Source organism: Segniliparus rugosus ATCC BAA-974 (assembly GCF_000185725.2).
GTDB lineage: Bacteria > Actinomycetota > Actinomycetes > Mycobacteriales > Mycobacteriaceae > Segniliparus > Segniliparus rugosus.
The window spans coordinates 84,937-104,607 of record NZ_KI391954.1 but is presented as its reverse complement, the minus strand read 5'-3'; the positions used below and the strand labels follow the sequence as shown (position 1 = coordinate 104,607).

The window sequence follows — 19,671 nt, the reverse complement described above, 5'->3', positions numbered from 1 at the left end:
GCCGTCCGGAGCATCGGATATCCGGTTATGACTGCAACATTGACGGAGGTGGGCGCTGATGCCCGATAACGGATCGCAATCGAGAGTGCTGGTCGTCGGGGCCGGGCCGAGCGGCTTGGTCTTAGGGTCCGAGCTGCTGCGGCAAGGAATCCAAGACGTCTGGGTGATCTCGAAGCTCAAGCGCGAGAGCCCGCATTCGAGGGCGGTCGTCCTCTGGCCGAGGATCCTCGAACTGCTCGACAGGATCGGCGCGGCGGAGTCGATGGTCCAGCACGGGCACTACGTCAACCAGATGAATTACTACTCGAACCGGAAACGAATCGGGATCATCAAGTTCACCGGGCTGCGGGGAGTCGCCTACCCGTTCGGGATCACGATCCCGCAATGGCGGACAGAGCAGCTCCTCGAGGAGAATTTCAACCGCCTCGGCGGCAAGGTCCACTACGACCTGGAATTCGTCTCGGGCAAGGAGACCGAGTCCGGGTTCGAGGTGGAGCTGCGCGGTTCGGAAGCCGCCTCGCTGCCCTCCACGTTCGACTGGGTCGTCGGGGCCGACGGATACGGGAGCGCCGTGCGCGAAGCCATCGGGGTGGGCTTCGAAGGGTTCGTGATGCCCAAGCAGCTCGCGATCACCGACGCGGAAGTGCTCGGCGAGACGACGACGTGCGAGGCGGCGTACTTCCTGACGAAGTCGGGGAGCATGGCCATATCGCCGCTCGGCGACGGGGTCTTCCGGGTCGCGGCGAGCGTTCCGGACTGGTTCGACGAGGAGAAAGACAGCCCCGACCGAGAATTCTTCGAGCGGCTTTTGAGCGAGCGCGTCCCAGGGCACAGGCGGCTCGGCGCAATGCGGTTCGCCGGAGTCTTCCACGCCAGCGTGCGCGGCGCCGATGTGTACCGGAAGGGCCGGGCGTTCCTGATCGGCGACGCCGCGCACGCGATGAGCCCCTCCGGGGCGCAGGCGATGAACGTCGGGATCCAAGACGCGGTGAACCTCGGCTGGAAATTGGCCGGGGTCATCCGGGGGCGTTTCTCCCCGGACATCCTGGACTCCTATGACCAAGAGCGCCGCTCCTCGGTGGAAGAGGTCACGAGGACGACCATGAAAATGGCCAAAGTGAGCTTGTACTCGAAACCGGCTGAAATCTTCGCGCGCGACACCGTCTACCGCGCGCTGACCGCGACGGGACTGCTGACCAAGCATTTCGCCCCGAAGCTCACGCAGCTGGACACGCACTACGGGCCCAAGCCCGACAAGCGCGCCTGGACCGAGGGGGAACGGCTGCCCTTGGGGTGGCGGCAGACGCAGGTCGAGCCGACGCTCTCCATCGACAAGTTCACGGTGTTGCTGTGGCCGGGCGAGGCGTACCACTTCGCGACGTGGAAGAAGCTGGTCGACGATCTCGCCCCGAGGCTGTCCGAGGCTCAGGCGCACGTTGTCGACCTTGCGGGCCGCCCGCTAGGAGAGCTCGAGTCCAAGCTCGGCAAGCAGCCGGTGGCATTGGTGGCCCGCCCGGACGGCCATGTGCACGCCGTTTTGCCTCTGCAATACGACGGCCGCCCCGGCGCAGACTCCGAGGCCGTGGCGCGCGCCCTGCCGATCCCCCAAGAACCGCTCGTGATCGCGGGCTCGCGTTGACCGAAACCTGCGCCTTAGCTGCCGTCGAGCGCGGCGACGAACCATCCGTGCCCCACCCATGTCAAGCACAGCAATCCTGAAAGGCTCCCCCACAACAATGATGAGATCCATTGCATCCGCGTTTGCCATCGGCGTTTTCTCGCTGTTCCTCGACGGAGGCTCCCCGCCGTCGCCGACCCCGGCCCGTCTCGCCCCGAAGGCCGACGCCGCCACGTGCCCCGTCGAGTTCCCGGAGGACTCCGAGCCGAATCCCGAACTCCTCACGCCCGAAATCCGCGATTTCGTGCGCGACTGGTTCCTCGCGCTGCGCAACGCCGAGCCGCTGGACGAGATGCTCACCTTCTACTCCACGGACAAGCCGGTCATCTCCTTCTTCAACCCGAACGACCCGAGCAGGCACACCGCTTGCGACCGGGCGGGCTTCCAGCGGCTGCGCGACGCGGACGTCGAGCACCACATCAACCAGAGCTACGACGTCGTCTCCCTTGAGGTCAGCGGGTCCGCCGAGCGCCCCGTCGTCCACGTGACCATCATCTGGAACGCCGACGACGCGAAGACCGGCGAGCACTACACGTATTCGGACAGCCAGATCTGGACGCTCATCCCAGGCGGGCCGCACGGCTTCCGGATCCAGTCCAACATCATGACCGAGCTGCACCCGGTGTAAACGGCTTCCGGCGCGCCGGCTCGCGCTGTCCTGCGAGGCGCCCTGCCGCTGCCAGCGGGCAAACGAAAGCGAAAGGAGTGGGACCATGTCCGTAGTCACGCCGGAACGCAGTTCCGACGAAATGAAAATCCAAACGAAGACCCGTGAGTTCCGCCTGGCCACAATCGGCCTGTTCTTCATCTCCGCAGTCCCGTTCGCCGAGCTGTACTGCACCCAAGGGGTCCTGCCGCAGATCGCGGAGGGGCTCGGGGTCAGCGCCGGGGACAGCCAGCTCACGGTCCTCGTCACGACCAGCGGCCTGGCGGTCGGGATGATCCCCGCCAGCCTGTTGTCCGAGCGCAGGGGCAGGCGGAACATGATGCTGGTCTCGGCGGTGCTCGCGGTGCTGGTCGGCGCGTTCATGCCGTTCTGCGGCACGTTCACCGAGCTTTTGGTCCTGGAAGGGTTGCAGGGCTTCCTGCTCGCGGGCATCCCCGCAGTCGCCATGGCGTACGTGAGCGAAGAGTTCGACTCCAACGCGATCATGCCTGCTACCGGCGTGTACGTGGCGGGCGGGGCGGCCAGCGGGCTGGTGGGCCGAGTGCTGCCCACGTGGGTCGCCGCGGAGACGGGCTCGTGGCGGTGGGCGCTCGGCGCGATGACGGCGCTCATGATCGTCTGCGCCGCGCTCTCCATCGCCCTGCTCCCGCACTCGCGGTCCTTCGTGCCGAGCGCGGTGTCGTACGCCAAAGAGGCCAGGATGTTCCTCTCGCACCTCGCCGACCCTCGGCTGATCGTCGTGTTCTTGCTCGTCTTCTGCCTCATGGGGGCGTACGTGTCGGTGTACAACAGCCTGCCGTTCCATATGGAGTCGCCGCCGTTCGACATGTCGCCGAAGGTGTACGCCGCCTTCTTCTTCGTGAACCTGGTCGGCGTGTTCTCGTCGCGGCTGGCCGGATCGATGGTGGCGAAAGCCGGAGTCCGGCGCACTCTCCTTGTCGCCGTCGCCGTGATGTTCGCCGGGGTCCTGCTGCTGTTCCCGCCCGCCGTGGGGGCCATCGTCCTCGGGACGATCCTCATCACAGGCGGCGGGTTCGCCGGACACACGTGCTTGACCGGTTTGATCGCGAAGCTCGTCGACAAAGGCAGGGCGCAGGCGGCCACGCTCTACATGGCTTCGTTCTACGGCGGGAGCGCGGTCACAGGTTTGATCGGCAGCAGGGTGTTCGCCTCCCACCATTGGGAAGGCCTTGTGGTGTACGTTGGCGTTCTGATGGTGCTCGGGTTCGCCTTGGTGCTCACCGTTCGCGAGAAGGCGAAGAGCGAGAGCCCGTAAGGGCCGGGGCTCACCCCCGCGGCGGCGCGTCGAGCAACGCCAACGCCTGCCCTCGGATCGCCTCGAGCCCGTCCGCGCAGCCCAGCATGCGCAACGCCGCCTCCGCGATCAGCTCCGGCGAGGCCCCCGAGCCGGGCGCGCCCGCGAACTCGGCCCTCTCGATGATCACCGACTCCACGAGCCGGAACGGAAGCCGGCGCATGCCCGTCGGGGCTCCGTGCTCGGCGGCCACCGCGCTGGCGAGCTGTTCGTAGCAGCCGCGCAGCGCGGTCCGTTTCTCCTGGAACGCGACGAACCGTTCGGCGCGGACCTCGGGCAGGAGGTAGAGCGCGCCGAGGTTCCATCTGCTGGTGATCAATTGCTCGCTGTCGCTGAGCGCCAACGCGTACAACCGGACCGCAGCCGACTCCCTGCCGTCCTTCAGCCGCTCCGCCAACGCCAGCGCGACATCGACGGTCTGGCCGAGCAAGGCCGTCAAAATATCCTCTTTCGAGCCGAAATAATGATACAGCGAAGCCTGGCGGAATCCTGCGGACTCGGCGATCTTCCGGGTCGACACGCTGGCGTAGCCCTCCGTCGTGAACAGCTCCGCCGCCGCGTCCAAGATCTCGTCGCGAGCGGTGTCGCCGTGTCGGAGCGACGCGGCCAACCTCGGCCTGCCGGTGGTGCCCATGCGCATCAGCGTAGAGCGCCTGTCGTCGCGGGCGCGGTCGGGGATCAGGCTCGCGCCTGCCCGTCCCTGGCGAACTCCCCCGCTGCCGACCACGCCTCGCGCTCCTCGGCGAACGCGGCGCGCTGTCGGAGCTGGAACGCCGCGATGGACTCCGCGTGCTCGTCCAGGAACCGCTGGTGCTCGGCGAGCGAGAAACGGCCATCGGCGATCCGCACGCCGCCGTCGCCCCGGCCCGCCGCGAGGTCCGCGCGCAGATCCGCCAGCTCCTCGGCGGAGACCGGGTACCAGCTGATCCGGTCGAAGAACCGCAACAGCCACGGAGCCTCCGGCTCGAACTGCCCGGCCGGCTCGGGATGCCGGTGGTTCCACATCTGGACGGTCCGCCCCACCAGCTGATAGCCGCCAGGCCCCTCCATGCCGTAGACGCAGAGGTACGCACCGCCGATGCCGACGGCATTCTCCGGGGTCCAGGTGCGGGCCGGGTTGTACTTGGTGGTCACCAAGCGGTGGCGCGGATCGGTCGGGGTGGCGACCGGCGCGCCCAAGTACACGTCGCCGAGCCCGAGCACCAGGTACGAGGCTTCGAACAGGGTCTCGCGCACGTCCTCGACCGACCCGAGCCCGTTGATCCGCCGGATGAACTCGATATTCCACGGCAACCACGGGGCTTCGGCGCGGACACCGTGCCGGTAGCGCTCCATCGCCTCCCGCGCGGAGGGATCGTCCCAGGACAGCGGCAGCGACACCGTCCGGCTCGGCAGCACCATGCCGCCCGAATCGGCAAGGTCGTCCTCCAGCTCGGCGAGCCGCGCCAGCAACGTCGGCACGGGAAGCTCTTCCGGGTCCACCTGGATCTGCAACGACCTGATGCCGGGAACGAGCTCGACCAGCCCGGGCGGCCCGGCCGACAGCAGCCGCTGGTGCAGGGCGTGGACCCGCGCGCGCAACGCCAAATCCAGCAGCATCGGCCCGTACTCGACCAGCACCGCGCGCTCGCCGCTGCGCCGGTAGGTGACCTCGGGGCTCCCGCCCTGCCCCGCGCGGCGGGCCAGCACCCCGTCGTCCCCGTCGCCCCGCGCGGAGAACACCGCCGACCAATTGCCTCGGCGCGTCGGGCCGAGCGAACGCGGCGAGGCGACCTGCCTGGCCCGGACCGGCACGAAGCGCACCGTGTCCCCCGCCTTGAGCTGGCCGAGCTTCCACCGGTCTGCGGCGGCGACGGTCACCGGGCAGACGAAGCCGCCAAGGCTCGGCCCGTCCGGCCCGAGCAGGATCGGCGTGTCCCCGGTGAAGTCCAGCGCGCCCACCATGTAGGGCGTGTCGTGGATGTTCGACGGGTGCAGCCCCGCCTCGCCGCCGTCCACGCGCGCCCACCTCGGCTTCGGGCCGATCAGCCGCACCCCGGTGCGGTCGGAGTTGAAATGCACCTCGTAGCGGGTCGCGAACAGCTGCTCCATGTCGGCGCGGGTGAAGAACTCCGGCGCTCCGTGCGGCCCTTCGGTCACCGCCAGATCCCAGGAGCTGGTCATCGCGGGGACCAGCCCGTCCGGCAGAACCTGCCCCTCGGCCGAGGGCGGCGGGCCGACCCGCAACTCGTCGCCCACCGCGAGGAACCGTCCGTGATGCCCGCCGAAGCGCCCGAGCGTGAACGTCGCGGCGCTGCCGAGGAACACGGGCACGTCCAGCCCGCCCGCGACGAGCAAGTAGACCCGCAGGCCCGGCCCGGTGGCGCGGCCGATGGAAAGCACCGCTCCCGCAGGCACGCGCACCGCCTCCCACTGCCGCGCCGCCCGCCCGTCCACGGTCACCTCGGCGGGCGCGCCGGTCACGCACACCACCGTCGCAGCGGAGAACACCACGCTGGGGCCCGAAGCGACCGATTCCAGGCCGGGCGCGCCTTCCGGGTTGCCGAGCACCCGGTTGCCGAGGCGGAACGAGAGGTCGTCCATTGGGCCGCTCGGCGGCACGCCGACCTGCCAATGCCCGACCCGTCCCGGCCAGTCCTGCACCGCAGTCAGCATGCCAGGCTGGCGCACAGCCATGGTGGTCGGCGCGACCGTTCGGACCGCCTGCCGGGCCTCAGTCGTGACGAGCGCGGCGGTCATCGGGTCACCACCATCCGGACCGGCGTCGGGTCGAACCCGTTGCAGGGGTTGTTGATCTGCGGGCAGTTCGAGACCAGCACTAAAACGTCCTGCTCCGCGCGCAGCGAGACCCGCTTCCCCGGCGCGGAGCGCCCGTCCACGATGCCGAGCACGCCGTCTTGGTCCACCGGGACGTTCATATAGAAGTTGATGTTCGGCACGAGATCCCGCTTGCCGAGCCCGTGCCGAGCACCCTCGCGCAGGAAGTTCTCCACGCAGGCGTGCTGATGCTTGGTGTGGTGCCCGTAGCGCAGCGTGTTGGACTCGCGGGAGCAGGCTCCGCCGATGGTGTCGTGCCCGCCGACCTCGTCGAGCACGATCGTCATCAGCGCTTGGCCGTCGTCCGCCCGCAACACACTGCCAGCGGTGAGGAAGAGGCCGCCTTGGCTGGCCACCGTGACTTGGGCGTTGTAGCGGACCGCGTGGTCGCGCGCCCCGTAGAGCAACGTGTCCACAGCCTGGTTGCCGCACAGATCCACGATGGTGAGCACGTCGCCCGCCGCGACGACGGCGCTCCACGGGGCTCGGGCCGGCACGGTCTCGTCGAGCACGACCTCGCCGCCCCCGGCGGCGGTTTGGTCGGCGACAGCCTGGCTGGAGAAAGCGGTGACAGTCATGCTCGGGTCCTCTCGGTCGGGCGCGGCTCGCGCGGATGCGCGGCGGTCCACGCGTCTTCGGTGTTCTCAACGGCGCGGAGGTACTCCGGCTCCTCGTTCCATGCCGTGTTCAGCTCCTCCCACGCGTCCCAGGCCAGCGCCCGGACCGGGCCGGGCCGATGCTCCGGCGACGGGTCGAGCGGATGGGCGGCGGTGGCCAGCAGCACGATCACCGGCAAGTGCAGGAGCAGGTCGACGCAGGCTCCCGGCCCCGCCGTGCCCGTGCTGCGCAGCGAGCCGTCCTCTTCCACGGCGACCCCGTGGAAGAACGAGACGCAAGGCGCGACATCGCGAGGCTCAAGCCCCTGCTTGGCCGCCGCGACGAGCAGCAGCTCCCGGCCCGCCGGGCTCGCCGACCAGGCTTCGCCCGCGCCGTATTTCGCCTTGTTCCCAGCCAGGGTGGAGACGCCGCAGAACGCGTCGTGCCGCCCCGACGAGTCCGCCACGACCGTGGCCAACAGCCGTCCCTGGTCGGAGAGCAACGGATGCCCCAGTCCGAGATACGCCTGCCAGGGCACTTTGAGCGTGTCCGCCGCGTTGAGCCGCTCCCACGGCGCGTCCGCCCGGTAAAGCAAGACGCTCGCGCAGCCCCTGCCGGTCAGATCGACCAGCCGCAGCCGCGTGCCCCGCGCGAGGACTTTCGCGGTGTATCCGCCGCCGGGCACGGTCTCCGCCCAGGTCATCGACCTGGGCTCGACCCCGTCCGGGGTCCACGGGCTCTCGCTCGCCGGGATCATCGGCATCGCCTCTGCGACCTGCCCGGCTTGGGCCCGCGCGTGCGACCGCGCGCTCTTCGTGGTGTCAGTGGCGCCCATCCGCCGTCTCCTTCATCTTTTGTCGTGAACCTCTGTTCTCGTGCGTTCTCTCCGCCGCGCGCCGCGACGCGCTATTCCGCCGGCGCGGCGGCCGCCGTCTGCGACGCGGGAGCCGCCGCGCCCCGCCGCCCTGTTCTCGGGTAGAGGACCGCCCCTGCCGCCAGCACCAGCCCGATCGCGGCCGGAGCGATCCAGCGCAAGAGCGGCTGCTCCCCCGTCGGGTCGAAAACCTCGGCCCTCGGCCACGCGAGGTTCACCACCATCAGCGCCCCGTAAAGGACGGCCAGCACGTTCACCGGCAGGCCCCACCGGCCGAGGGAGAACAGCGGCGCGCCGTCCCCGTCGCACAGCCCGGCGTTCGAGTCCCATCGCCTCCCCCGCCAGCCCAGCCGACCCAGCAGCAGCGGCGCGGTGACGAACAGGTACGCGAGGTAGATCAGGGCGATACAGACGCTGCAGACGCTGGTGAACAGCGCCGCGTTGCCGAAATTGACCGCCAGCACCAGCACGCAGCAGCAGCCGACCACGACCGAGGGGACGATCGGAGTCCCGGTCCGGGGGTTCACGCCGCTCAAGATCCGCGAGGCGGGGAGCTTCCCGTCCCGCGCCATGGAGAAGATCAGCCGCGACGCGGAGGTCTGGATCGCCAACGTGCAGACGAAAACCGCGATGGCGACGTCCACGAGCAAGAGCTTCCCGAACGGAGAGCCGAGCTTGCGGTCCAGCACGTACGGCAGCCCGGCCGAGGCGAGCCTGCCGTCGACAAGGCTGGGGGCGGCCATCAGCGCGGCGAGGATCATCAGCCCGCCGCCGACCGCCGAGACGACGATCGCCGAACGGATGGTGCGCGGAGCCACCCGGCGCGGATTGCGCGTCTCCTCCGCCAGCTCGCTCGCCGAGCCGAACCCCACCATGACGTACGCGGCCATCAGCCCGGAGACGATGAACGCGCCGACATACCCCGCGTGCGGGACCGTCCCGGTGCTCAGCACCACCTGCGGGCCCCGCTCGGCGCGGCTGAGCAACATGCCCACCACCGCGACGACTCCGACGATCTCGCAGCTGACCCCGATGGAGTTGATCGCGGACATCCACGAAACCCCGACCGCGTTGATCGCCGTGGTCGCCACCAGGAGCAGCGAGCCGAGCAGCACGGCGTTGGAAGCCCCGCTCACGCTGGTGAGCGAGGAGTCCGAGCCGACGATCTGGAATCCCCGCCAGATCGAGGGCAGCACCACCTGCAAGGCGATGGCGGCGGCCGAGGCGGTCACGATCTGCGCGACGATCATGAACCAGCCCGCGAACCAGCCGACCACCGCGCCGCCCAGCCTGCGCGACCAGTGGAAGACCGCCCCGGAGATCGGATAGCGGGCGGCGAGCTCGGCGAAGTTGAGCGCCACCATGTACTGGCCGAGGAACACGACGGGCCAGGCCCAGAAGAACGCGGGCCCCGCGAAGCCGAACCCGAAGCCGAACAGCTGGAAGATCGTCGTGAGGATCGAGACGAAGGAGAACCCCGCGGCGAACGAAGCGAACCTCCCGAGGCTGCGGTGCAGCTGCGGCTGGTAGCCGAGCGCCTTGAGGTCATCCGCGTCGGCGACCCGCGCCGCCGCGTCGCCCATCACAAGCGCCATCTCCGCTCCAATCTTTTTCTATCAACCGACAGAAACAGGATCCGGCGACGGGTTTGCGCTCGGATTTCCCGAATGTGCCGATCTCGTTGCGCGACGAAAAATCCCCGTGACCAATGTTTCTGTCGAATGACAGAAACATTGGTCACGCCGCCCCCGCCCCAGACGTGGTACAGTGACGTGTATCCAGACCGGGCGACTAGCAGCGGGGATCGTGCGCGAATATCTTTTCGGGCCGATGCGAGATCCACGCCGAACTCACAACGGACGGCGCCGAACGCCGACGTTCTCGATCTTCGCGCCGGAACACGTACGACTTTTTTTGAAAGCAGTTGCCGCATGTCCGATCCCACTTTCGCAAGCCTTGGCCTGCCCCAGACGCTCGTCGCCGCGCTGGCGCGAGCTGGCGTCACCACCCCCTTCCCCATCCAAGCCTCGGCGCTGCCCCCCGCCCTCGCGGGCCAGGACGTGCTCGGCCGAGGGCCGACCGGCTCCGGCAAGACGCTGACCTTCGGCCTGCCGATGCTCGCTGGCCTCGCCGGAGCCGCGAGCAAGCCCCGTCGGCCCCGAGGCCTCGTCCTCGTGCCGACCCGCGAGCTCGCCGCCCAAGTCGCCGCCGCGTTCGCCCCGCTGGCCGCCTCGGTCAATCTGCGCGTCGCCAGCGTCGTCGGCGGGCTGAGCCTCTCGCGCCAGGCCGACGAGCTCGCGCGCGGTGTCGACGTGCTCGTCGCCACCCCCGGCCGACTCGCCGACCACATCGGGCAGCGGACCGTCTTCCTCGACGAAGTGTCGATCACCGCGTTGGACGAGGCCGACCAAATGGCCGACATGGGCTTTCTGCCGCAGGTCATCAAGCTGCTCGACCAGACTCCGAAGAACGGCCAGCGCCTGCTGTTCTCCGCGACGCTCGACGGCCAGGTGGACAAGCTCGTGCGCCGCTACCTCAAGGATCCGGTCACCTGCTCCACCGCCCCCGCCGCGGCCAGCGTCTCGACAATGGAGCACCACATGCTCTTCGTCGCCCCGGACGACAAAAAGCGCGTCGTCGCCGAGATCGGGGCGCGCCACGGGCGCACCATCATGTTCGTCCGCACCAAGCACGGCGCGGACCGGCTCACCAAACAGCTCCGCTCGGTGGGCGTGAGCGCCGCTGCGATCCACGGCGGCAAGGCGCAGAACAACCGCACCCGCACCCTCGAAGCCTTCAAGACCGGAGACGTCTCGGTCTTAGTCGCCACGAACGTCGCGGCGCGCGGCGTCCACGTCGACGGGGTCGACCTGGTCGTGCACGTGGACCCGCCCGCCGACCCGAAGGACTACCTGCACCGCGCCGGACGCACCGCGCGGGCTGGGGAATCCGGCATCGTCATCACCCTGGTCGCCCCCGCCGAGCGGCGCGACGCGGAGGCCATGGCCCGCGCGGCGGGCGTCAAGGTCGTCGGCGTCGCCGTCCGTCCCGGCGACCACGAGCTTGTCCGCGTCAGCGGCGCGCGCGAGCCCTCCGGAGTCCCGCTCGTCGCAGCCGCCGTGCAGGTCCCGCCGACCCCGCCGCGCGCGCAGGGCCACCGCAACCGCCGCCGCCCTCAGGACGGCGCGGCGCATGGGGCAGACCGCTCGGCCCGAGGGCACGCCCGTCGGCAAGGCGCGCCCTCCGCGCACCGGGACGGGCAGCCAGTCGCGGCGCGGGAACGCTCTTCCGCTCCGCGCCGCCCTCGCGGCGGCCGCTGAGCCGGGGACCAGGCAGCCCGAGGCCGGCGGAGCTTCGGGCGCCATCTGCCCGAATCGGCAACCAGGCCGACTCCTCGCCGGCCGCGCCACGTCGCCGCGTCCGATATAACCTCTTCTGACGCAAGGGCGCAGTTCCGCCCAAGCCGATGAACCGGCATCGCCGCCGCCGACCGCACGGGCCGGAACTAGACGGTATTGCATATCGCGAGATCGCGAGATATGTTCCCTGTGTGACCCAGCGCAAAGACGGACCTGCGGAACCGAGGCAGCGCGGGGCCGCGACAGAGCCGGGGAGCGCGCTGGACTCGTTACGGGAAGAACTGCGCACGCTGCGGCTGCGCAAGGGCCAACCCAGTCTTCGGACCATCTCGCACACCACGGAATGGGGCCATACGACGGTGGGCAGAGCGTTGAGCTGCGAATCGATCCCGCGTTGGGACGTCGTCGAGGCCATCGTGCTTCGCCTGGACGGCGATGTGAGCCGCGCCCGGCAGCTGTGGATGCAAGCCATGGAAGCCGAGCACCAGGCGACCGCCCCCGCCAACGCCGCGTCCGAGGCAGCCGAGGAGCCCGGTCGGCCGCGCGTCCGAGACGACACATTCCCCGCACTCGGCATGGGCTTCGCGATCTGCGTGTTCGTCTCCTTCGTCGCGACGCTGAGTTTCTTCGCCCCGAGGGACCCGCGAACCGACAAGATGGCCACCGACATCGCGCTGTCCGTCTTCGGCGGCGTGGCCGCCCTCGCCTGGCTCGCCGTCTTCGCCAAACGCAGGGACCGACGTGCGCTCGCGCTCGGGCTGGGCATGGCCGGCTGGACGCTCTGGCGGGCGCAGGGACTGATCTCGGACGATATCGTGGCCATCCCCCTCTCGCCTTCGATCCGCGATTACATCTTCCTGCTTTTCCCGCTCTTCGCCCTGCACGGGCTCGGCTCGGAGCCGTCACGGCGCTTTCGCCAGAAATACGTCTCGGCATGGGCGCTGGTCGCCGCTGTGGCAGCCGCCGCGCTGGTCTCGTTCGTGGTGGAAAGCCGCACCGACCTCCCCGCGAACGGCGTGTTCGTGTACGCGCTGCTGCTGTCCACGGACATCGCCATGCTCGCGTTCGCCCTCCTTTCAGCGCGCGCGGAGCCCGGCTGGGAATTGCGCGCCGCCGCGTCCGGTTTGGGCGCGCTATTGGTCGCGGACGCCTCGTTGGGCGCGTTGTTCCTGCTGCCGCCTCCGAATCCGATCGCGTTCCTCGCGGCCCTCTGCTACCTCGCTTTCACGCTCCTCATGTCGGTGGCCGCAGGCTCCGCCGCCAGCTGAAATCCGCGCGGCCCCGCCGGAGCGGAAGGCCCTTTCCGCCCGCTCGGCGAGCGTTTCATTTTGTTGCGTTCCGTCCCTGATCTGGCCGAATAGTTCCAATGCGGTTCTTCTCCTTGGCGCACGCCCGACGGAGCCCTAGCGTGATCCTCGGGCAGGGCGCATCCCCGAAACACTCGACAAGAGCCGACGGAAGTCGGCGCTTGTCCGCCTCTGCCCGTTCGGAACAACATCGGTCGTGCGCCTTGCGCCACGAGCCGCGCGACCGCGAGCAGAAGGGCAACCACCATGACGAATTCCCTTGGGGTCCAGAGCGGAGCCCTCGAGTCGGCCGCCGCGTCGTTCGCCGAGCACGTGGCTCAATACGAGTCCGTCAAAAGCCGGCTGCAGTCGGAGGTGGAGGCGACGGAGAGCAGCTGGGAGGGCTCTGCGGGCGACGCCTTCCGCCAAGCGGCCGACCAATGGCAAGACGCCTCGGCGCAGACCGTGCAGGCGCTGACCGAGATCCAGGAGAAACTGCAGACCGCGGGCGTGAAATTCGCCCAAAAAGAGTCCGAGAACACCACCGGCCTCAAACAGGCCCAGCTCAACTGGTGACCCAGCCGGTCCGCAAACGCATCCCGCGAGCCAATTCCAAAAGGAGGAGAAAACCATGAGCGATCTCAGGTACAACTACGAGCAGAACGAACAGCATCTCGAAGCGGTCAAACAGCTCTCCCAAGAGCTTGAGGGCATCCTCGACCAGATCAGCTCCGACGTCAGCCAGCTGCAAGGAGCCTGGGAAGGCGCCGGCGCGGAGAGCTGGGCCAACACGCAGAGCAGTTGGGACACGAAGGCGCAGAACGAGAAGGCGGCCCTCGACAAACTGCAGGCCGCCGCGTCGCAGGCCAACAGCGACATGCGCGATCTCGACAACGAGATCGCGAACTCCTTCTGACCTGCTGTCTGGCGCTGGCCCCCTCGCCAAAGAAGAGGAGGGCCAGCGCCAGACAGCTCCTCGCGCAGCTCGCGCGCACCTCGTCCAGGATCGCGACCGCCATCGAGGCTGCGCCGCCCGCAGGCCAGAGCGCCGTACCCGCGAACACCGGCAGATCGATGGGGCGAGCGGGAACGCGCGGCCGAGCAAACCAAGGAGCACGGCCATCGAGCCGAGCCCACAAGCTCGGGCCTTGCAAGACACGCTTGACGAGAGGGCCGTTGGCTCGCCGCTCGTCGCCCCATATACTGAGCGCTATGGGGACCGTCCTCGGGTCGCCCGAAAGGCAAGGAGCAGGATAGTGGGATTCATTCAGGCGTTCTCCGGCGCGATCGGCGGGACCTTGGCCGACCAGTGGAAAGATTTCGTCGCCCCGCCGCAAGTCGCCCCGACTGCGGCGATCTTCCCCGGCGTTCCCATCGGCCAGAACGCCGGCCGGGGATCCAACACCCACGGGTCGTCGAACATCATCAGCAACGGCTCGAAGCTCGTCGTCCCAGAGGGCACCGGCCTGCTCACCTTCCAGGACGGCAGGATCACGGGCTTCATCGCCCAGCCTGGCGGCTACGAGTGGCGTTCTGACGACCCCAACTCCCAGTCGATTTTCGCGGGCGACGGCATCGTCAGCTCGCTCGTCAAGCAGTCGTGGGAGCGTTTCAAGTTCGGCGGGCAGCCCGGCAGCCAGCAGCTCGTGTTCTACGTCAACCTGCGCGAGCTTCCGAACAACCGCTTCGGCACGCAGTCCGAGATCTACTGGGACGACGCCTATCTCGGGGCCCAGGTCGGCGCGATCACCCGAGGCACCTACACGATGCGCATCGTCGACCCGATCCTCTTCGCCACGCAGTTCGTCCCCCTCACGTACCTGCAGCCGGGCGGCGCGGTCTTCGACTTCACGGACTTCGAGAACGACGCCGCCACGCAGCTGTTCAGCGAAGTCGTCTCGTCGCTCGCGCCGGCGTTCTCGCACTACACGAACGACCCGAGCAAGGGCAACCGGATGGCCCGCATCCAGGGCGACTCCATCGGCTTCGCCCAGTCGCTCTCGGCCGCGGTCGAGAACGCCTACCGCTGGACGAGCGGCCGGGGCATCACCATCGTCAACGTGGCCATCGCGTCGATCGAGTACGACGAGGACACCCGGCAGCTGCTCTCCGACGTCAAAAAGGCAGACGCCCTCAGCGGCACGCGGGGCAATTCCTTCCTGCAGCAGTCGGTCGCGCGCGGCTTCCAAGCGGCGGGCGAATCCGGCGGAGGCACGCCGGGCATCGCGATGATGGGCATGGGCTTGAACGCGGTCTCCGGACCGATGGGCGGCCTGCAGCAACCCGCCGGGCCCACGCCGTACCAGCAGGTGCCGCCGCAGCAGGGCTACCCGCCCCAGCAGCAGGGCTACCCGCCCCAGCAGCAGGGCTACCCCCCGCAGCCGCAGCAGCAAGCGCCTGCGAGCGAGGATCCCGTGGCCAAACTCGCGCAGTACAAGAACATGCTCGACCAGGGCCTGATCACGCAGGAAGACTACGAAGCCGCCAAGGCCAGGGCGCTCGGGCTCTAATCAGCGATGACAGGACCGCACACCTCGCCCGGCGCGAACCCTCTCCCGCCGGGCGGCTACCCCCCTCCGCAGCAGGGCTACCCGACGCAAGACGGCCCGTCCGCCGCAGGCGGCCCCCCACCGCCGCCTGGCGGAGGGGCGGGATTCATCCCGCCTGCTCAGGCCGTCCAGGAGACGCCCGCAGAGTCGTTCCAAGGAGCCACATGGGACGACGTGCGCAACACTCGCGCGGCGGAGAGCACCGCAGGGTACGCCCCCGGCGAAGCCCCGCAAGTGACCTACGAGAGCCACGACGGGCCGCAAGTCATCCAGACGGGCTCTGAGCGCGGCGACGGGCTCAACAAATGCCCGCGTTGCGGCTCCACCGACATCAGCCTCGACATTAAGAGCAGCAACCTCGTGTGCCGGTTCTGCCGTTTCTCGTGGAACGGGCAGAACGCGGTCGAAGCGTTCAAGCTCGACTCGCCCATCAGCGAGCTGCGCGGCCGCCAGGTCGGCTCGGGGGCGGGCAATGTCGTGCCCGGCGTCGACCAGGTCGTGAGCTTCAAATGCAACGGCTGCGGCGCGGAAGTGTCCATCGACACCGGCCACGCCGTGCAAGCGCGCTGCCACTGGTGCCGCAACAAGCTCTCCGTCAACCAGCAGATCCAGAACGGCGCCGTGCCCGACGTCGTGCTGCCCTTCTCGCTCCCCCGAGACGAGGCGATCCGGCGGATCTCCGAGTTCGCCGGCAGCCGGAAGTTCTTCGCGAACCGGAAGTTCATCTCCGAGTTCTCCCCCGAGAACGTCGTCGGAGTCTATCTGCCCTATCTCATCGTCGACTTCAACGCCGAACTCGAATTCTCCGGCTACGGCGAGCACACCACCCGCTCGTACTCGGTCCGCGTCGGCAACGGGGACAACGAACGGTCCGAGACGCGCTACGACTACGATGTCTTCCAGGTCTCGCGCAAATTCGACCTCTACATCGACGACCTCACCATCGAGTCCGCCGCCGACAAGCGCGACTTCCACACCGACCGCAACACCAACAACATCATCAACTCGATCATGCCGTTCGACACCAAGAACGCCGTGCGCTACGACCCGAACTACCTTTCCGGGTTCACCTCGCAGCGTCGCGATCTCGACATCGACTCCATGTTCGACCAGGCGCGCCTGCAAGCGCAGGACATCGGGCGTTTCCGCGCCGCGGAGACGCTCGGCCACTACGACCGGGGCGTGCGCTGGGACCAGCAGAACATCGACGTGCGCGGCGAGCGCTGGATCTCCGCCTATCTGCCCGTCTGGCTCTACAGCTACTACGAGCGCAAGAGCAACGGGAACGAGCTCCTGCACTACATCGCGGTCAACGGGCGCACCGGCGAGACAATGGGCTCGGTGCCGCTCAACATGTGGCGGCTGTGGGTCGTCTCCGGCGTGGTCGAAGTCTTCTCCGCCTTCGGCGCGCTCGCGTCGTACCTGATGTTCTGAGAAAAGAAGGCAAGCATGAGTTCCATGGCTCTGAGCCACCTGTCGGCTATCGCCGACATCGTCCTGGCCCAATCGGGCTCGTCCAGCTCCTCGTCCGACCACAGCAAGTGGTACGGCCTGCTGTGCCTGCTCGGCGGGCCGGGCTTCTTCATGTTCATGTACATGCGCTACCGCAACACCGACAAGCGCCACCACCACGAAACAGAGACCGCCTCCGAAGTCGCCAACCTGCAAAGCGGCGACCGTCACGTGGACCACGTGACGGGCTCCTCGAACTCGCAGATGTCCGGCAGGAACGAGCGCCAAGTGCGCGGATAACGCGCCGCGCGCCAACCCGCCTTTCAATCCACAAGACGGCCCGACCCGGCCCTACGGGACTGGATCGAAATCGCCAGGCCCGGATCACAGCATACGTGGAAAACGGGAGCGGAACGCGATCATGGGAATCATCGAACGAGCGGCCCGCCCTGAACTGGGAACGCCGAAATCATTCCCGAACTGAGCGTTGAGCGGCAAAACCTGCAACGCTGTCGCCGTGACAGCGGAAAGCACACCATGACCGCGACCGCCGCACGAAAACGAGGACTGACCGAGCAGGCCGCCGACACCATCCAAAAAGAGATACGGGGCTCAAAGCCGCCCACAACTGAAAACAGACCCCGACTCGAAGGCCCGTCCGACATCGGACGGGCCTTCGGGTTTTCAGATCGACACAGGGTTTAGGAAACCCTTGCTCCATCCACTAGAATTGGGCATCGCCCGACTGGCCGCCGATTTCGATCCACGAAACGGTCCAGTCCCCGGCCCCGGGGACTGGCCTGAAATTCCTCCGAGCCTGGTCGGGACGCACGCGAAACGTGTGACGGGAACGTGATCATGGCGTTTTGGGAACGTGTGACACGGTCCTAGCTGGGAAAACGCCGAACCTTATGCGCGACCTGCCGATCTCGCGACTCATCGCTCGCGAGAGGTCTCCCCGGCCGCTTCCACACCCCCGAAAACGAGCTTTCGCTCCGAATGTGGGAAATACGACAAAACTCGTCATCAGAGAGGCGCGGCACTGATTCGCGGAGCGCGGTCCGCCCCGTGCGGAGCTGTGAGCTTCCGTCATTCTTCGGCTGCGGAGGGGCCAACGGAGAGATTCGGCGAAGCGCGTTCTCAGATCGTCCTCGGCCGCCGTTGCGCCGGGGTCGCAGACCAGTCGGCGAGCCCCGCCCGCGTCCCGAGCCGATGCTCGTGGACCAAGGTACACACCCGGCGGAGGTTCTCCGCCCGCGAGCCGCACCTAACCTCTCGGGCCAATACGACTAGCTGAGCGCCTTGATAGTGAGCGAAGCTAGCTCGCCGGTCTTGGTGGCGTTCTTGAACAAGCTCGCTGTATATCCCCCATACCTGGCCTCACCGATTTCCTTCATGGCTTCAAGTACTGGCAGAGCCATCTCTTGGGCTTGCTGCACAACCGAGCTCCAGTCTGCGGTATCGTCATCAATCATCCCCATGTCCAACCGGTTGAAGATCACGTGGGAAATGAGGCGGTTGCCGTGTACGGCATACGCTTTAGAGCGATTGTCGAGATCGTTTCGTAAATTATCCAGCTCGTTGTCGATCGCGCGCAGTATCTGGACCAGACGCCACACACGAAGGTGACTGGTCCCAGCGTTGAAGAGAACCTTGTAGGGCGACCTTGAAGTGTCATCCCACAGTCGGCTGACTTCGCGTTTTGACTGTGTCGCTAGCGCGGCGGAATGTGCACATGCGAGTGCCACCGCCGCCTCGGTAAATTCGCACCCTGCTTCCGGAGCAGGATGCTCCTCGCCGCTGCGGATCGTGTAAATGAGGTTGTCAAAGGAGAAATCCTGACGTAGACGTGTCTGCTCGGGGTCAAGACCGACAAAATCTCGGCCACCAATCACGTTCTGGGTGTTGGTAGCCCGGGTAACACGCTCCCCGAAGTCCTCGGGGGCAGATTCCAGCGAGATGAACCGCACCATAACACGCACGGAATCCAACTCCGCTCGCTTTCCCTGCCGCAGGGCGCTGGCCAAGGTTCCGACAGTCTGGGCTCCGTTGACAATGCTGATGCCCTTGAACTCAAACGTGCCCTGTCGACGTTCGAGGCCGCCAGCAGGCGTCTTTCCTATAGATTCACAGAGCGCTGTGACCCCGTTGTTGAAATACCAAAAGCTCTCCGGACTCTCGGCGACTGTTTCTAGGACAGAGTTATTGACCTCGGATTTTCGAAGGAACACACGCACATTACGAGATAGAAGTGGATCACCATGATCGCGTAGCCACCCCGCGATCTCAGCACCGCTCACGTGCCCGTACACCGCATCGTGAGGGCCTTCTAGCCGACCCCAGTCGGAGAGCTCCACCCTGAGATCGATCTGGCTATAACCGGTCTCTTCGATCAATAATCTATAGATGTACCCCTGATTCGCGTAGGTGAACATCGCGACCTCGGTCGGGTCGTTGAGGTCGGCAAAGTAGTCGTCCATGTGCCCGCGCACTGCCTCGGCAATTTCTGGTGTGCCCATCGATGCATAGATGACTTCGACCCGCAGATCCGCCCTCGTCATCAGGAGGTCGTCTAGTTCAGACCTCCGGTCTCTTATCTTGTCGTTGAATCGTGTCCATCTCATGGAGAGCAGATCCTCCAACCCCTTCTGAAACTTGATCATGTCGTCGAGAGCTGCGCCTTTATCGCCTTTGTCAGACCATTTCGACTGCACTACGAAGAGGATCGGCGTGTCTGACTCCACGAACGCGATGGCATCGATGCCGTTGTCGCCGGGGCCGTCAGTCACAGAACGTGCCGCGTCTTCATCGCTCATACCTGCAATTTTTGTCAAAACGAACGCTGCGAGCGCACGACTGAGCCGTGCTTGCTCGACGTTTTTCTCACTGTGCGCTGCTAAGTCCGAGACATCGATGTGCGGATATGTGGTGTCTTGCAGACGCCGCTTGATCCGTGTCACGTGCAAATCACCCACGAATGACCTCGCTTTTCTACTAATATGAATTACTGATATGGAAGTTTACTGAAATTAGACTGGACTTCCCCAACTGACGATTCTCGATACGCCAGTCGAAAA

16 protein-coding genes are annotated in these 19,671 nt (G+C 67.2%); 10 read left to right on the top strand and 6 right to left on the bottom strand.

Features of this window, described 5'->3' with window-relative positions; translation table 11 throughout:
* The first annotated feature begins 58 nt into the window (after positions 1-58).
* The 3 genes from HMPREF9336_RS10440 to HMPREF9336_RS10430 all read left to right on the top strand — a co-directional run bounded on the left by HMPREF9336_RS10440 (position 59) and on the right by HMPREF9336_RS10430 (position 3,621).
* The gene (locus tag HMPREF9336_RS10440; protein WP_021030490.1) at positions 59-1,639 is read left to right on the top strand and encodes an FAD-dependent monooxygenase; all 1,581 of its coding nucleotides are present in this window, start codon (positions 59-61) and stop codon (positions 1,637-1,639) included.
* A gap of 100 nt (positions 1,640-1,739) precedes the next feature.
* The gene (locus tag HMPREF9336_RS10435) at positions 1,740-2,306 is read left to right on the top strand and encodes a hypothetical protein (RefSeq protein ID WP_169727316.1); all 567 of its coding nucleotides are present in this window, start codon (positions 1,740-1,742) and stop codon (positions 2,304-2,306) included.
* An 85-nt stretch (positions 2,307-2,391) separates the two neighbouring features.
* The gene (locus HMPREF9336_RS10430) at positions 2,392-3,621 is read left to right on the top strand and encodes an MFS transporter (RefSeq protein ID WP_007466778.1); all 1,230 of its coding nucleotides are present in this window, start codon (positions 2,392-2,394) and stop codon (positions 3,619-3,621) included.
* A gap of 10 nt (positions 3,622-3,631) precedes the next feature.
* On the opposite strand, the gene HMPREF9336_RS10425 is transcribed toward HMPREF9336_RS10430, so the two are convergent.
* The 5 genes from HMPREF9336_RS10425 to HMPREF9336_RS10405 form a co-directional block, all read right to left on the bottom strand.
* Positions 3,632-4,294: a TetR/AcrR family transcriptional regulator gene (locus HMPREF9336_RS10425; protein WP_040585771.1), complete on the bottom strand. Its 663-nt coding sequence runs from the start codon at positions 4,292-4,294 to the stop codon at positions 3,632-3,634.
* A 44-nt stretch (positions 4,295-4,338) separates the two neighbouring features.
* On the bottom strand, positions 4,339-6,336 hold the full coding sequence (locus tag HMPREF9336_RS10420; protein ID WP_040585769.1) for a 5-oxoprolinase/urea amidolyase family protein: 1,998 nt from the start codon (positions 6,334-6,336) through the stop codon (positions 4,339-4,341).
* A gap of 59 nt (positions 6,337-6,395) precedes the next feature.
* Positions 6,396-7,055, bottom strand: a complete 660-nt coding sequence (locus HMPREF9336_RS10415; RefSeq protein WP_007466772.1) for an urea amidolyase associated protein UAAP2 — start codon at positions 7,053-7,055, stop codon at positions 6,396-6,398.
* Positions 7,052-7,909 carry an urea amidolyase associated protein UAAP1 gene (locus HMPREF9336_RS10410; protein WP_007466770.1) on the bottom strand — a complete coding sequence of 286 codons (858 nt, stop codon included), beginning with the start codon at positions 7,907-7,909 and terminating at the stop codon, positions 7,052-7,054. Before HMPREF9336_RS10410 ends, HMPREF9336_RS10415 begins: the two co-directional genes overlap by 4 nt.
* Before the next feature lie 71 nt (positions 7,910-7,980).
* Positions 7,981-9,543 carry an amino acid permease gene (locus HMPREF9336_RS10405; protein ID WP_021030488.1) on the bottom strand — a complete coding sequence of 521 codons (1,563 nt, stop codon included), beginning with the start codon at positions 9,541-9,543 and terminating at the stop codon, positions 7,981-7,983.
* A 336-nt stretch (positions 9,544-9,879) separates the two neighbouring features.
* Between HMPREF9336_RS10405 and HMPREF9336_RS10400 the strand changes: the two genes are divergently transcribed.
* From HMPREF9336_RS10400 to HMPREF9336_RS10370, 7 genes are all read left to right on the top strand, one after another.
* Positions 9,880-11,268, top strand: a complete 1,389-nt coding sequence (locus HMPREF9336_RS10400) for a DEAD/DEAH box helicase (RefSeq protein WP_021030487.1) — start codon at positions 9,880-9,882, stop codon at positions 11,266-11,268.
* Positions 11,269-11,498: 230 nt separating this feature from the next.
* Positions 11,499-12,575 (top strand): hypothetical protein, encoded by a 1,077-nt coding sequence (locus tag HMPREF9336_RS10395; protein ID WP_021030486.1) that lies wholly within the window; start codon positions 11,499-11,501, stop codon positions 12,573-12,575.
* A gap of 285 nt (positions 12,576-12,860) precedes the next feature.
* Positions 12,861-13,169 carry a WXG100 family type VII secretion target gene (locus HMPREF9336_RS10390; RefSeq protein WP_007466763.1) on the top strand — a complete coding sequence of 103 codons (309 nt, stop codon included), beginning with the start codon at positions 12,861-12,863 and terminating at the stop codon, positions 13,167-13,169.
* 55 nt (positions 13,170-13,224) lie between these two features.
* Positions 13,225-13,509, top strand: a complete 285-nt coding sequence (locus HMPREF9336_RS10385; protein WP_007466761.1) for a WXG100 family type VII secretion target — start codon at positions 13,225-13,227, stop codon at positions 13,507-13,509.
* Positions 13,510-13,849: 340 nt separating this feature from the next.
* On the top strand, positions 13,850-15,103 hold the full coding sequence (locus HMPREF9336_RS10380) for an SHOCT domain-containing protein (RefSeq protein WP_007466760.1): 1,254 nt from the start codon (positions 13,850-13,852) through the stop codon (positions 15,101-15,103).
* Between the two features lie 6 nt (positions 15,104-15,109).
* Complete coding sequence (locus HMPREF9336_RS10375) at positions 15,110-16,576, top strand: TFIIB-type zinc ribbon-containing protein (RefSeq protein ID WP_021030485.1); 1,467 nt, start codon at positions 15,110-15,112, stop codon at positions 16,574-16,576.
* Between the two features lie 15 nt (positions 16,577-16,591).
* On the top strand, positions 16,592-16,894 hold the full coding sequence (locus tag HMPREF9336_RS10370) for a hypothetical protein (RefSeq protein WP_007466756.1): 303 nt from the start codon (positions 16,592-16,594) through the stop codon (positions 16,892-16,894).
* Between the two features lie 989 nt (positions 16,895-17,883).
* Here HMPREF9336_RS10370 and HMPREF9336_RS10365 read toward each other — a convergent pair.
* On the bottom strand, positions 17,884-19,569 hold the full coding sequence (locus HMPREF9336_RS10365; RefSeq protein WP_007466753.1) for an AIPR family protein: 1,686 nt from the start codon (positions 19,567-19,569) through the stop codon (positions 17,884-17,886).
* Positions 19,570-19,671 lie beyond the last annotated feature (102 nt).